The sequence below is a fragment of the Orbaceae bacterium lpD04 genome, from assembly GCA_036251935.1.
GTDB classification, from domain to species: domain Bacteria; phylum Pseudomonadota; class Gammaproteobacteria; order Enterobacterales; family Orbaceae; genus Orbus; species Orbus wheelerorum.
In genome coordinates, this window is record CP133967.1 from 796,406 (window position 1) to 811,254 (window position 14,849).

The 14,849-nt window shown below is 36.5% G+C and carries 10 protein-coding genes; 8 read left to right on the forward strand and 2 right to left on the reverse strand.

Features of this window, described 5'->3' with window-relative positions:
• Nucleotides 1-90: 90 nt before the first annotated feature.
• From RHO14_03675 to RHO14_03685, 3 genes are all read left to right on the forward strand, one after another.
• On the forward strand, nucleotides 91-1,764 hold the full coding sequence (locus RHO14_03675; protein ID WVD71904.1) for a prophage tail fiber N-terminal domain-containing protein: 1,674 nt from the start codon (nucleotides 91-93) through the stop codon (nucleotides 1,762-1,764).
• Nucleotides 1,765-1,778: 14 nt separating this feature from the next.
• Nucleotides 1,779-2,210 (forward strand): hypothetical protein, encoded by a 432-nt coding sequence (locus tag RHO14_03680; GenBank protein ID WVD71905.1) that lies wholly within the window; start codon nucleotides 1,779-1,781, stop codon nucleotides 2,208-2,210.
• A 240-nt stretch (nucleotides 2,211-2,450) separates the two neighbouring features.
• On the forward strand, nucleotides 2,451-4,838 hold the full coding sequence (locus tag RHO14_03685; protein ID WVD71906.1) for a glucose/quinate/shikimate family membrane-bound PQQ-dependent dehydrogenase: 2,388 nt from the start codon (nucleotides 2,451-2,453) through the stop codon (nucleotides 4,836-4,838).
• 89 nt (nucleotides 4,839-4,927) lie between these two features.
• Here the strand turns inward: RHO14_03685 and RHO14_03690 are convergent, their stop codons facing one another.
• Entirely contained in the window at nucleotides 4,928-7,180 is a 2,253-nt protein-coding gene (locus RHO14_03690) for a hypothetical protein (GenBank protein WVD71907.1), read from the reverse strand.
• A gap of 252 nt (nucleotides 7,181-7,432) precedes the next feature.
• On the opposite strand from RHO14_03690, the gene RHO14_03695 reads away from it, so the two are divergent.
• The 4 genes from RHO14_03695 (at nucleotide 7,433) to RHO14_03710 (ending at nucleotide 12,945) form a co-directional block, all read left to right on the forward strand.
• Nucleotides 7,433-9,364 (forward strand): ABC transporter ATP-binding protein, encoded by a 1,932-nt coding sequence (locus RHO14_03695; protein ID WVD71908.1) that lies wholly within the window; start codon nucleotides 7,433-7,435, stop codon nucleotides 9,362-9,364.
• A gap of 117 nt (nucleotides 9,365-9,481) precedes the next feature.
• Nucleotides 9,482-10,723 carry a PqiA/YebS family transporter subunit gene (locus RHO14_03700; GenBank protein WVD71909.1) on the forward strand — a complete coding sequence of 414 codons (1,242 nt, stop codon included), beginning with the start codon at nucleotides 9,482-9,484 and terminating at the stop codon, nucleotides 10,721-10,723.
• Between the two features lie 23 nt (nucleotides 10,724-10,746).
• Nucleotides 10,747-12,378 (forward strand): intermembrane transport protein PqiB, encoded by a 1,632-nt coding sequence (pqiB, locus tag RHO14_03705; protein ID WVD71910.1) that lies wholly within the window; start codon nucleotides 10,747-10,749, stop codon nucleotides 12,376-12,378.
• A gap of 3 nt (nucleotides 12,379-12,381) precedes the next feature.
• Nucleotides 12,382-12,945 (forward strand): ABC-type transport auxiliary lipoprotein family protein, encoded by a 564-nt coding sequence (locus RHO14_03710; protein ID WVD71911.1) that lies wholly within the window; start codon nucleotides 12,382-12,384, stop codon nucleotides 12,943-12,945.
• Between the two features lie 60 nt (nucleotides 12,946-13,005).
• Here the strand turns inward: RHO14_03710 and RHO14_03715 are convergent, their stop codons facing one another.
• Nucleotides 13,006-13,878, reverse strand: coding sequence for a D-hexose-6-phosphate mutarotase (locus tag RHO14_03715; protein WVD71912.1), 873 nt, complete (start codon nucleotides 13,876-13,878; stop codon nucleotides 13,006-13,008).
• 262 nt (nucleotides 13,879-14,140) lie between these two features.
• On the opposite strand from RHO14_03715, the gene deoC reads away from it, so the two are divergent.
• Nucleotides 14,141-14,827 carry a deoxyribose-phosphate aldolase gene (gene deoC, locus RHO14_03720; GenBank protein WVD71913.1) on the forward strand — a complete coding sequence of 229 codons (687 nt, stop codon included), beginning with the start codon at nucleotides 14,141-14,143 and terminating at the stop codon, nucleotides 14,825-14,827.
• Nucleotides 14,828-14,849 lie beyond the last annotated feature (22 nt).

A 14,849-nucleotide genomic window follows, 5' to 3' on the forward strand; every position in this document is an offset into this window, starting at 1 on the left:
TTAATACAAAGGATAATTAGAGCTAGGACACTTATTCACTTAACCGCAATTAAAAGCGGTTTTTTTATGCCTAAAAAGAGGAAAAATAAAATGGCAAAACTATCGGGTAAGCTTATTGATGGTGCAAGTCAAATTATTGCAGATGCAGTAATTGAACTAAGATCATTAAAAAATACCAATACAGTATTAAATAAAGTTATTTCTGCTACCACAACCGAAGAGGGTTTTTATTCAATTGATGCTCAAATTGGTAAGTATGAGGTGGCGATTGTAAGGTCTGGTTTTTCTCCTGTTAGTGTCGGTATTATTGATATTTATGCTGATTCATTAGATGGTTCATTAAATGATTACCTGCTTAATCCTAATGAAAATGAGATAACGCCTGAAATTCTGGCACAGGTTAGCGCGCTTCGCGATGATAGTAAAAAATTTGCACTAAATGCTGAGAATGCAGCAAAAAGTATTCAAGATATTAAAACTAGTATTAATGATGCTCAGGTAGATGTAAAACAAGCTGCCCAACAAGCTAATGATGCTGCAACCCTAGCGCAGCAAGCAAAAGAGAGTGCGGAAACTAGTAGTCTTCTAGCAAGCGATAGCGCTAAAACTGCTAACCAAGCTAAGCAAGAAATAACGGACCAAATTTCGGTAGTTAAACAATTGGTAAGTGAAGTTGAAACTACAGCCCAAACAGTTAGTGAAGCTGAAGATAAAGCTAGTCTTAGTGCCTTGAATGCTAAAAATAGTGAACAGGAAGCCGCAAAATTTGCCCAACAAGCTGAGCTGAGTGCGAGTAATGTCGATTTATCAAATACTTTAAAACTAACTGGTGGAAGGTTAACAGGTGATCTATTTATTAATGATAAAAAGGTACTTGTTGACGGTGATGTTAATCAATTTAACGGCGGAATTGTAACGGGTGATACAAACTTTACGGCAAAATTACAAGCTTCAAAGATTGATGTAAGTCAGTCAGTTAATATTGGTGAAGCAACAATTATCAATAATCGAGATACTCTATTTATCAATGATAAAAAAATCCTTGTTGACGGTGATGTTAATCAATTTAACGGTGGAACGGTAACGGGTGATACAAATTTTACTGGAAAACTACAGCAAAATGGTAATGATATATTAACTCAAGGAGTAGGGGGGTTATATTCTAAAGCTCCACTACTTAAAGCTGGAACAAGTTTAACAACCGATGATATTGTTACCTCAATAGGTGGACAATCATTTACACTTGCTGGTTACTATAAAAATACACCATTTGATAACATAATATGGGCTGGTATATTAAAAGTAGATAGATGCCTATATGATGCTGGTTCAGCGATTGTTTTAACTATTTATAATTCTAGCGATAAATATTTGAATGCTGAATATAGAAATATAGGTGGCCTCAATGTTGTTACTGGAGAGTGGGTATGGTCAGGTTGGCGAGAAATTATTACAAGTGGTAACATCCCCAATTATCGACATGGTATTGGTATTAACCAAAGGTGGCAAAATGTTACCGAGAATAGATTTAATGGAGTAATATATGTCAATACGACTGGCTCTCCGATAGTAGTATCTTTGATTATTGATTGGACAAGTGAAACTTATATGGACTTGTGGGTACAAGGTAGCTGGGTAGCTGGGCAGTCTCAACAATCTAGCTCGCCTCAAGTTAAAACAATGACAACGATAATACCTGTTGGTGCTGATTATTGTTCTACTTGGACAAATACTGGACCTGCTAAATGGCTAGAACTTCGTTGATAAGGAAAAAATAAATGAAATATTATAAAAATAATAATAATCAAGTTTTTGCATTTGAGCTAGATGGTTCTCAAGATAGTCATATTACCGATGATTTAGTCGCTATAACTGATGTTGAAGCTAATGATTTAATTAAAAAAAACCAAAATAAATTAATTGAAGAGCAGCAAAAAATTGTGCCGCAATTTTTAAACCGCTTCCAAATGCTAACCGTTTTAAGGTTGACAAAATTAGATGATGGTTCATCACTTTATCAATCTGCTGATAATTATCTCAATGCGCTTGCTGATGATACGATTGAACGTGTTACGGTTAAAACGGCATGGGAAACTGCGCAGGAATTTAGTCGTGATTCAGCACTTATTGGTTTAATTCAAACGGAATTTAAATTAACTGATGCTGAGCTTGATGACTTATTTAGACAAGGCTTAGGAATTACTGCCTAAGAAAAATAGTGTGTTAAGTCAATAAATCGGGTTGTTGTTTTAGCTTATATATAAAATATTACCCTTACTTCACGTGCTCCCCATATTTAAATAATATTTATAAAACAAACGATTACTTTAATTTTTTTCTATTATTACTTTATTTCAAGTATAAGGAAAAACGTTATTTTATGCTTTTTTTATTATGTAATGCGTGTAAACTCACCAATAGATAATCTAAACAATATATTGGTGGGGTTTATGCGTAAAAACAAGCTATTATTAATATTAACTGCGATTATTTTAATATTGATGTCAATCGTATTGATTGTTGCAGGAAGTTGGCTTATTGGCCTTGGTGGCTCTTGGTATTATTTATTATGTGGGGTCGCGATTTTATTTACTGCTGTATTGTTATTTAAGCGTAGTGCGTCAGCATTAACGCTCTTTGCTTTTGTTTTAGCTATTTCAGTGATTTGGGCTTTATGGGAAGTTGGTTTTAACTGGTGGCAATTAGTACCAAGATTATGGATATGGTTTATCATTGGTATTTTACTTTTATTGCCTTGGTGGCGAAAACCGTTAATTAATGGATCTGTAAGCTTGGCACCAAAACTCTTATCAACCAGTGTTATCATCACTTTTATTGCTGGTTTTGCTTCATTATTTACCTCACCAGGTGTCATAACGGGTCAAATCGTACCGAAAGAATTAGTCACAGTTAACCCACAACAAGCTGCCGGCGATAATTGGACTGCTTATGGCGGAACGAATGCCGGTTTACATTATTCCGAATTAAATCAGATATCTATCGATAATATTGATAATTTGCAAGAGGTGTGGCGGATTCAAACCGGCGATCTACCAACCGATAATGATCCAGTTGAATTAACTAATGAAAATACACCACTAAAAGTCAATGATAGGCTTTATACTTGTACCGCGCATGGCTGGGTTCTCGCGCTTGAACCAGAAACAGGTAAAACGCTATGGAAATATAATCCAGCGATCAGTAATGAGGGCGCTGGAACATTTAAAGGCTGGGCACATATGACCTGTCGAGGGTTGTCTTATTATGATGCAGAGCATTATTTGCAGCAATTCCCTGATTCTAACATTGCCAAAAAAGTCAGCATGAGTGAGTGCCCACGTCGTATCTATTTACCAACTGCCGATGCAAGGCTAATTGCTTTAAATGCTGATAATGGTGAGCTTTGTAATAGTTTTGGTGAGCATGGCCAAGTTGATTTGAGGCAAGGGATCGGGCCATTCACGCCAGGAGGTTATTATTCAACGTCGCCGGGACTGGTAACAAAAAATCTTGTTATTGTCGGTGGACATGTTACCGATGATGAATCAACGAATGAGCCATCAGGTGTCGTGCGGGCATTTGATATTTATGATGGTCATTTAATATGGAACTGGGATAGTGGTGATCCTGATGCAACAAAGCCTCTGCCTAAAGGGCAAGTTTATAGTCGTAATTCGCCTAATGTATGGTCAATTACGAGCGCTGATGAGCAATTAGGTTTAGCATATTTACCATTAGGTAATCAAACCCCTGATCAGTATGGTGCTGGCCGCACTGCCGCCGCTGAAAAGTATGCCGCAGGTTTAGTTGCATTAAATATTGCAACCGGTAAAGTTGCTTGGAATTATCAATTTACTCATCATGATCTATGGGATATGGATGTGCCCGCACAGCCGATCCTTGTTGATTTAAAAACAGATAAGGGAATTTTGCCGGCAGTAATTCAGCCAACTAAGCAGGGCAGTTTATATGTTTTGAATCGTAAAACGGGTGAGCCGATTGTTCCTATTGATGAAATTCCTGTGCCTCAAGGCGCTGTAGCTGGAGATTGGACGTCTAAAACACAGGCGCGCTCTCAATTAAATTTGTTACCGCCACCTTTGCAAGAAAAAGATATGTGGGGGGCAACACTCTTTGATCAGCTTAGTTGCCGTATTCAATTTAAATCATTACGTTATGATGGCCAATATACGCCGCCTTCTTTGCAAGGAAGCTTAATTTATCCAGGTAATGTTGGTGTGATGAATTGGGGTGGGGTTGCTGTTGATCCTGCAAGGCAACTGATTTTTGCAAGTCCTAATTATATGGCATTTGTATCAAAGTTAATTCCACAAAATGAAGTCTCATCTAATGCGGCGAAAGCATCTGAAGGTGCGGGATTGCAACCTAATAAAGGTGCACCTTATGCGGTTATTATAAAACCATTTTTATCGTTGGTTGGTTTCCCATGTCAGGCACCGTCTTGGGGGGATGTTGCCGGTATTAATTTAAGCAACGACAAGGTAACTTGGAAACATCCAAATGGGACTTCGCGTGATAGTACGCCAATTGTTCCTTTACCGTTCCCTGTCGGTGTACCAGCTATGGGCGGGCCAATGACTACGGCAAGTGGCATTGCATTTTTAAGTGGTACGCTTGATCAATATCTTCGTGGTTATGATGTGACTAATGGTAAAGAGATTTGGTCGGCAAGGTTACCCGCTGGTGGGCAAGCAACGCCAATGACTTTTATGGGAAAAGATGGTCGTCAGTATATTGTTTTAGTTGTCGGTGGGCATGGTTCATTTGGTACTAAAATGGGTGACTATATTATTGCTTATGCACTAGTTGATAATTAAGTAATACGCTTAATATTAATCTATTTTAGCTATATTAAAAGGCGGTTAGCTGTAAATCTAACCGCCTTTTAAGCATTTAAATGATGTGTTTAAGGTGTGGCCTGCAACGTTGTTGTTGGTTGGCTTGGCTTTGGTGCATCAACGGTGGTCGGCGCTGTCGATAATTCTGTTTTCACCTGTTTTTCGTTGGTATCATCAAAATAACCGGTGTACCATAACCAACCGCCGGTCACGCCAATACCAATGATTAGGGCAATTAGGAATGGTAACCAATAGTTGTGTTGCTTTTTACGCATAGGATCAACTAAGTTACGGGACGCATTTTTAGGTAATCGAGCTTTAGAAGTTAGCTGGCTACCTAAAAAGAAGTTAATCTTTAACTTACCATTAATCGCCCAACCTGATGCTTCAAGTAATGGCCCAATCGTTCGTTGGCGTAATTTTATCCAAGCTAAAATAACCGATGGGCCTGAAATAATTAGGAACAAGCCTAAAAAGACGAAAGGCAGCTGCCACCAATGTAGTTGAAATAGTGAACTGGCAATTGTTGCAATCGCCGTGCCTAATGCACCAAGCGCGAGGCCAATCGCTGCGAAAATCCCCATGCTTTTACCAATATCAAATTTGGCAGGTTCAGCCGGCACCGTCGCCTTATTTGCAGAGGCAACGATTGCAGAGTCTTTCGAACTTGCCCACTTATTGATTTGTTCGGTAATAAAGCGGCCGATACGTTTATAAGGATCCCAAACAGCTTGGCTGATACTAATTGGCTTAGTTATTATTTTAACGACTTTAGCATCCCAGTCATTTCCTTGATTATCAATAAATACGCCATTACGTCCTTCGAGTAAAAAATCAGAGTCACCCGCGGTCATTGCTGCAACGATAGTTTTTTTATCATTCACGCCATTTTCTGGTGGATTTTTTCGAGTACATTCACAGTAGATTAAAAATAATTCAGAATAGTTAGCAAGCGCGGTGTGCTTTGCAATATCTGTTACTGATATACACAGTGTACAGCAGCGACCATCAATAAATAATTGACCAGCTTGGAACGCAGCAGTGCGATTTTCTAAATCGAAAAAGTCATAAAATGAGACAAAATTCATCAAGAGTCGGTAAAGATGTTTATGATAAATCACTAGCTTTTCGACATCTGCAATATCAGCGGTGGCAGCTGGTGTAGTGCTATCTTTTTCGGCTAACGCAGCAAATTTTTCGAAAATATCACCACTTAGTATCTCATGCATTCTTTTTTCCCCTAATTTTTCAATAGTCATTGTCGGGGCAAGTGTAATATCTACTTTTGTTAGTGAGGGTTTTGATGCGATGGTTGTTGCATAAGGAGACAACATTGATTGAATGTTTTGCCAGTCGGAGTGTGATAGCGCTTGTGTATTTGTCATAAAAGGCTTGGTTAAGCTGACTAAGCGTAACACTCTTACGCGCCAAATTGGATTTAAACCAGCATTAAGATTAAGGCTTTGATTGGCAGTCACTTTAGATAACGGTAATTCAGCTAATGCGCTATCTTCTAATAATCCATTATCGGTTGGGACAATATATTTTTCATCGACATTTAAAGCACCTTGAGCTTGGGGAGCGTAGCTTGCAAGTTCAGTTCGTAAAAAATAGTCATTAATTTTGTCTTTTAGCTCTTGTACTAACTGCCAAGCCTCTGCGGTATCGTCGCCGAGTGGCGTTGTTGTATTACTAACACTATCATTCCATTTTAACCAATCTTGTAGCGATTGCTTGAATGCCTGCGCAATTTTATTATTAATCCCATCTAAACCACTTGCATCTTTAATGCCGCCCATCACATTTAGTGCATCTTTAATAAAAACCTGTAAATCACTATCAATTTTGTCTGTTGGCGGAATGATCCCATCACCATTAAATAAATTTTTGCCATTAATAATGGTTGATTGGTTTAAGTCATTAATACAAATTGTGTTTTTATCTGGCTGTTCAATATTGGCAAGGATTGCTTTGGCGGTAATTAATAAACGCTGACCTTCAGGCGAATCGATATTGATGGCGGATAAAGGTAAATCATCGTTTCCATCGATGATACTATCAAGTTGATTTAATCTAATTGTTAACCATTTTACCGCATCAAGCACTTCTGGAATACGAATCCGGCCATCTTTGTCTTTATCTAATAGTGATAATGTTTTATCGTTAAATTCCAACCCAGCAGAAGGGCAACTTAATGCTACCCATAATTTAGGATCAAGCTGTGCTAAATTAGCAATATCTTGCGCACTGGCTAATACAACTTGATCTAGCCCGCCAATTCGTTGAAATTGCCAAGGATACCCTACTATTTTATTTGTCATGTCTTTTACCTTATCATGCCAGATTTTATCTATCTTATTATGCTATATCTGTTTTTTTTATACCATATCGGCATACGTTTTTATTCTATAATAATACCTTACAACAAAAAAATAACGAAATTGATGTTAATCTGTGTAATTTTATAATAGTATTATTCAAAACAATTTTTACTGATTTATTATGTATTATTAGCAATAACATGGCATAATTTCATTCTCAATAAATTATTTAGATAAAATGACTTATATTATATGGCTCTAATTACATTACATGATGCTTATCTCTCTTTTAGTGATGCCCCATTACTTGACCATGCAAGTTTATCAATTGAACAGGGTGAACGCGTCTGTTTAGTAGGGCGTAATGGCGCAGGGAAATCAACACTATTAAAAATTTTAAATCGCGAAATTCCATTAGATGACGGACAGATCATTTTTGAAAATGATATTGTCGTTTCGCGATTACAACAAGATCCCCCTCGTAATGTTCAAGGTACAATATTTGATTTTGTTGCAGAAGGTTTGCAAGAAGAGGCTGAACTCCTTAAAGCTTATCATGCGATGTTGCGTAACATTGAACATGATCCTAGTGATGAAAATTTAACTAAGCTTGGTAAACTTCAAGAACAACTCGATGCTAGAAATGGTTGGTTAATTACTAATCGAATTAACAATGTGTTATCTGAATTAGGCCTTGCTGCCGATACCGAACTCTCTTCATTATCTGGTGGCTGGTTACGTAAAGCAGCTTTTGCGAAGGCCTTAGTTTGCGATCCCGATATCTTATTATTAGATGAACCAACAAACCATTTAGATATTGATACTATTAAGTGGTTAGAGGGTTTTTTAAAAAACTTTTCAGGAAGTATAGTCTTTATCTCCCATGACCGTTCATTTATTCGCCAAATGGCAAGCCGAATTTTAGATTTAGATCGTGGTAATGTGACTGTTTGGCCGGGTGATTACGATCAATACTTATTAGGTAAAGAAGAAGCGCTGCGAGTTGAAGAGTTACAAAATGCACTGTTTGATAAGAAATTAGCACAAGAAGAAGTCTGGATAAGGCAAGGCATCAAAGCCCGCCGAACCCGTAATGAAGGGCGCGTTCGCGCACTAAAAAGTTTACGACAAGACCACTCTAATCGTCGGCAAGTTATGGGAACGGCTAAGATTCAAATTGAAGAAGCACTTCGCTCCGGTAAAATTATTTTTGATATTGAAGATTTAAGTTACCAAATTGCCAATAAAACATTGATTAATGATTTTACCTCACAAGTATTGCGTGGTGATAAAGTTGCATTAATTGGACCTAATGGGGCAGGTAAAACAACCTTAATAAAGCTGATGTTGGAGCAGATAAAGCCAACATCAGGTAGTATTCACTGCGGAACTAAGCTTGAAATAGCTTACTTTGATCAATATCGCGCTGATTTAGATCCAGATAGAACTGTGATGGATAATTTAGCCTATGGTAAGCAAGAAGTCACAGTTAACGGGCGTAATCGTCATGTATTAGGGTATTTACAAGATTTTTTATTCCACCCAAAAAGAGCGCGTACACCAGTTAGTGCTTTATCTGGCGGTGAAAGAAATCGTTTATTACTTGCAAAATTATTTTTAAAACCAAGTAATTTATTGATTCTCGATGAACCTACTAATGATCTTGATATCGAAACACTTGAACTATTAGAAGAGCTAGTTAGCGAATATACCGGTACGGTATTATTAGTTAGCCATGATCGCCAATTTGTCGATAATGTGGTTAATCAGTGTTGGTTCTTTGAAGGTAATGGGCAAATCAATGCTTATGCTGGTGGGTATTTTGATGCCTACCAACAGCAGCAAAATGCGACATTATTAAATAATCGTCAATCGCATGTACCACAGTCTACGACGCCGAAAAATGAAGCGTCTATACCAGTAAATAATGCTGGAGTTGTAGGCCAAAATAAATCGAAAAAATTGACCTATCAGCAAACAAAAATGCTTGAATCATTACCAGCTAAATTAGAGCAGTTAGAGCAAGATATTGCTAGTTTACAAGCAAAAATAGCTGATAGTGATTTTTTTAATCAAGCACATGATGTGACGAATCAAACATTACAAGATCTTGCGTCGAAAGAGAAAGATCTTGAACAATCGTTTGAATTATGGGAACAATTAGAAACGATTCGGAATAGTTAAGGTGCCTTCTTTTGATAATTGATGCTTAATAGGTGCAATTGACTTGCCTTATTAGCAAAACCCATCAAAATGGTGGCCATAATATTTGTTAATAAACTAAGATGGTAATCGCTTTATATGCAGCAACATTATCAGGCAAGTCAACATTACGCACTTTGTCACCACTGTGACATAATGTGTGAATTGCCATCTATTGGGCAAGAGCATCAAGCCGTATGCCCAAGATGCCATACTAAACTTGCTCGCAGCCAGACTAATATGCAGCTTAATACAATACTTTATTCGAGCTGCGCATTAGTTATGCTATTTATCTCTACTTGCTTTATCTTTATTCATATTAAGGTCATCGGGATTGTTGATAATCTAAGTTTATTGTCGATCCCTAACATTTTATATGAATATCAGTATTCTTCATTAATGTTACTTTTTTTATTATTTATACTTATTTTTCCGATTTGTGCACTTGTGATCCAACTCATTCTTTGCAGTCCTATCGAATTATCAAAATATCATAAACGTAATCTCCTTATTGCATATGGGAAATTATCTCATTGGTGTATGCCCGAAATTTTTATGGCCGGGGTATTAGTTAGTTTTGTTAAGTTGACAAGTTATGGTGAAATAGGTGTTGATAAAGCTTTTTGGTCATTTGCATTATTTGTCTTTTTTTATCTAAAATCATCAATTGATTTTTCACCTCGTAAGTTTTGGAATGACGTCGCAAGTAATAATTTTATTCAGTCAGAGCTGCAACCGGGTAAAACAGGTATTAGCCAAAATATTCGGCTATGCCTACATTGCCACGCTATGTTACCGGCTGGGTTAATACATTGTCCACGTTGTAAATGTAAGGGTAAACTAAGACAAAAAAATAGTATTCAGTGGACGATTGCTTTACTACTGACCTCTTTAATGTTTTATATACCCGCTAATATATATGGCATTATGAATACGGTATTTTTGGGTTCAGCATCAAGCTCAACAATTCTTGATGGTGTAATTTATATGTGGCAAGAGGGCGATTACCCGGTTGCTTTAGTGATTTTTTCAGCGAGCGTTACGATCCCGATCTTAAAAATTCTTGCGCTAAGTTGGCTCTGCTATTTTGTATTAGTTGTAAAAAAGAAAAATAAAGATGATTGTCTACAAATGAATCGATTATATAACATAGTCGAATTCATTGGTCGATGGTCAATGATAGATATTTTTGTTGTATCTGTGATTTCAGCACTAATTCGCAATAAAGAAATGATGTCGGTATATCCCGACATAGGTGCTATTTTCTTTGCTTCGGTAGTTGTTATCACGATGATTGCATCTCAAAAATATGATCCTAGGCTTATTTGGGATAAAAACTGATTTTATTTAATAAAAGGTGTTGTATGACGTCAAATCGATTAGCAAAAAATTTGAAAATCAATCGCATTTCAGCGGTGTGGATTATTCCTATTATTACTTTAATAATAGGTGTTTGGATGGTATTTGCCCATTTTGCTGACCAAGGTGTTCGCATTACTTTACTTGCTAATGATGCTAATGGCATTATTGCTGGAAAAACAGTAATTAAGAGCCGTAATGTTGATGTTGGTATCATTGAAAGCGTGACATTAAGTGAAGATTATCAGCAGGTGATACTTAAGGGCCAGATTTATAAAAATATGGAGCCGTTATTAAAAAATGATTCGGTATTTTGGGTGGTTAAGCCGCAAATTGGGCGAGAGGGTATTTCTGGCTTAGGGACTTTACTTTCAGGTGTTTATATTGAGTTAATTCCGGGTAGTGAAAAAAATCATTTTGATGATAAGCCGTTCAATTTATCTGACAATCCTCCTTTAGCAGGCCCTAATGTACAAGGTATTCGAATTAATTTAAATAGTACTCAAAGCGATGTTATTCCTCGCGGTGCTCCTGTTATGTTTCGTGGTTTTACTGTTGGTTACGTTGAAACATCTGATTTTGATATCAATGCCCGTCAGATGAAATATCAGTTATTTATTCCTAAACCTTACGATGTATTAGTCACCGATAACGTTCGTTTTTGGAAAGAAGGCGGCATTAATTTTTCTTTATCGCCTCGTGGCGCAAATTTAGAAATACCATCACTTGAAGTTTTATTATCAGGCGGCATTAGTTTTGATGTACCTACAGGTAGTAAATTTGGTATACCGGCACAATCATTAGCAACTTATCAGTTATACGAAGATAAAAATGCGATACAAGACTCACAATATACTCATTATCATGAATTTTTGTTATTTTTTACGGATTCAATATCGGGTTTAAGTGTTGGTGCACCTGTTGAGTATCGCGGTATTCGATTGGGAACAGTTAGTAAAGTGCCTTTTTATACCCCAGAGATGCTTAAGTCATTATCTGTATTAAGTTATAATATTCCGGTACTTATTCGTATAGAGCCCGGCCGGTTAACAGAAGTGAGTAAAGAACCGATTGATTTGACATCTTTAATTATTAAAGAGCAGCAAGTTGGATTAAGGGCATCGCTAAAATCAATTAATTTTTTAACTGGCTCATTATATGTTGATCTCGATTTTTATCCTGAAGTAAAAGACGATAAAATTGACTCAACCAAAACAGAGTTTGGTTATGATACTATTGCGACGATTTCAACAGGCTTATCTCAAATTCAATTAAAACTAATTCAAACGTTAGATAATTTTAATCAGTTACCACTGAATAAAACAGTGACTGAATTTAATCAATCATTGGCTGAAGTTAAACAATTAGTCAATTCATTAAATAAAATAACTAGTAGCAAAGAAATGCAAAACTTACCGCAAGATATGAAGAAAACACTAGCTTCAATTAATGCGACTTTAGAAGGATTACAACCTGGTTCACCATTTAATAATCAGCTTAATACCGATTTGAAAAAATTTGAATCATTGATGGATCAGCTAACACCATTACTTAATACTTTAAATGACAAAAGCAATGCGTTAATTTTTGCAGCACCAACCAAAGCCGATCCACAACCAAAAGCAAAAGGAAATTAAACAATGAAAAAGTTGATTATTGCTTCGTTATTGCTAATGCTTATGGGATGTTCATCTAATATTCCCAATAAAGCTTATTACCAACTTATTAGCGACTTTAATACTAGCGAAAAAGTGCAATCACAAGTCGTTAATAAAATCATCGTAATTGAGCCGATAAACTTGGCAAGTTATCTTGATACTACTGGGATTGTGTATCAAACGGATCTGATTGAATTTAGTACGGCGAGTAATAATTTATGGTTAACACCATTATCTGATCAAATTCAACAACGCGTTGTTCAGGATTTGTCAGCATTATTACCGGGATATTTAGTTACAACAAAACTAACAAGCCAACCCGCTGTTAAAGTTAAGTTATTTATTGATGCTTTTCAGGGAAGTTACACAGGCGACGCCGTTATCAAAGGATATTGGATGATAACAGATCTTAATGATCAAGTTACATTGAAACCTTTTGATTTCAAAGTTCGCTTAGCGAAAGATGGTTATCCTACTTTAGTTAAGGCATTATCTAGCGGCTGGCAAAATGAGGAAATTGATTTTGTAAGAAGCACTAAGTTTTAGCTTTGCTTTTATTTATAATTGGCAACCTAGCACCAATAGATGATTAGGTTGCCATTATTATTATTTTATCACTTCTATTTTTACGCCATAGCTTGTTTTTGCTTTATTACTTGATTCTATTGGCTTACTAATTCGACATGTTTCCACGCAGACAAAGTTATGATAACTTTGCTCACCTAAATCGACAACATTTTTAGCGTTATCCCATGGTGTCCAAGTCACAACATCACTATGATTAATATGGGTGATTTTAATTGTGTGATCGTTATCTTTAATTAATGAAATTGGCTCTGGGTGAGTATAGATCCGATCAACAGCTTGGTTAAAGGTCATTTCTCCCGCTGTTTTAGGCTTGTTAATTGTTGTTAGCCGTTCTTCATAAGTATCACCAAGCCCACTAACTGATATTGCTGATATATCACTAACACCAAAATAGCTATGTAAAGCACCCGTTGCATTGAAATCGCCTTGACATGAGAGCTCTAGTTGGCAGGTTTTACCTAAATGGAGCTTTAGTTCGAGTTCAAAATGATGGGGCCAATATTGCCTTGTTTTTTCATTATCTTTCAATGATAAAGTAATATCAACGCCGTCTTCATTTTCGCTGCATGATGTTAGCTGCCAATCAACAATGCGTGCAAACCCATGTGCAGGCTCTGCTACTTTTCCAAACCACGGCCAACAAATTGGCACGCCGCCTCGAACAGCTACTCCCTTTTTGAATAGCGTTTTTTCACTCAACCAAATTATTGGCAATGATGACGCTTTTGGTTGCCAATAAAGTAAATGAGCACCTTGCAATGATATTGCCGCACTACATTGTGGATGAGTGATTACTAGTATTGTATGCTCTTGGCAAGTTGTTTGATAAACACTTTTACTCACTATTTTTTGATCATCGTGGGTATTTTTTATTGTTTGAATAATCGACATCTGATCTTCTCCATAATAATGTTTAAATTGGCTTCATTGTACGCTTTTGAAGCTATCCGTAAAGCTTCCAGCGATAAATGATTTATCGCTCTAAAACTAGCTAATAACGGCTATTTTATGACATTGTTAAAATTATGTTTAATTAAAAAAAATTCATTTTGAGACTTTTATCACGTTTATAGTTAAAATGTTACTATTGAAACATTTAATTGTTATTATTATGACAATATTAGTATAACGACCGGTCTTAGGAGATATTATTATGAATATTGAATCAATAAATTATGCAAAATATATTGATCATACTTTATTAAAAATGGATGCAACCGATACAGAAATTAAAGCGGTATGTAAGCAAGCTATTGAGTATGATTTTTTCTCTGTATGTGTTAATTCTTGCTATGTGCCTTTAGTATCAAAAGAGTTAGCTGGATCTAAAGTTAAAACATGTTCAGTGATAGGTTTTCCTTTGGGGGCATGCCTAACGAGTGTAAAAGCTTTTGAAGCTAAAGCCGCAATTGAAGCTGGCGCCCATGAAATTGATATGGTTATCAATGTTGGTTTTTTGAAAAGCAATTATATGGATAAGTTTATCGATGATATCCGTCAGGTAAAAGCTGTAACAGTAAATGCGGGCGCATTATTAAAAGTCATTTTTGAAACATGCTTATTAAGCAAAGATGAGATCAAAACAGTGAGTGAAATTTGTCGTGATTTGGAGGTGGAATTTGTTAAGACCTCAACAGGTTTTAGCTCTGGCGGCGCAACGGTTGAAGATGTTACTTTGATGCGTGAAATTGTTGGTGATAAATTAGGCGTTAAAGCATCGGGTGGCGTACGAGATAAAGCAACAGCTTTTGCTATGATTAGTGCTGGCGCAACGCGTTTAGGTAGCAGCTCTGGCGTTTCTATCGTTTCAGGTGAAAAAAATAGCCACAACGGCTATTAGCTAATGATTAGTGCTGAGATAG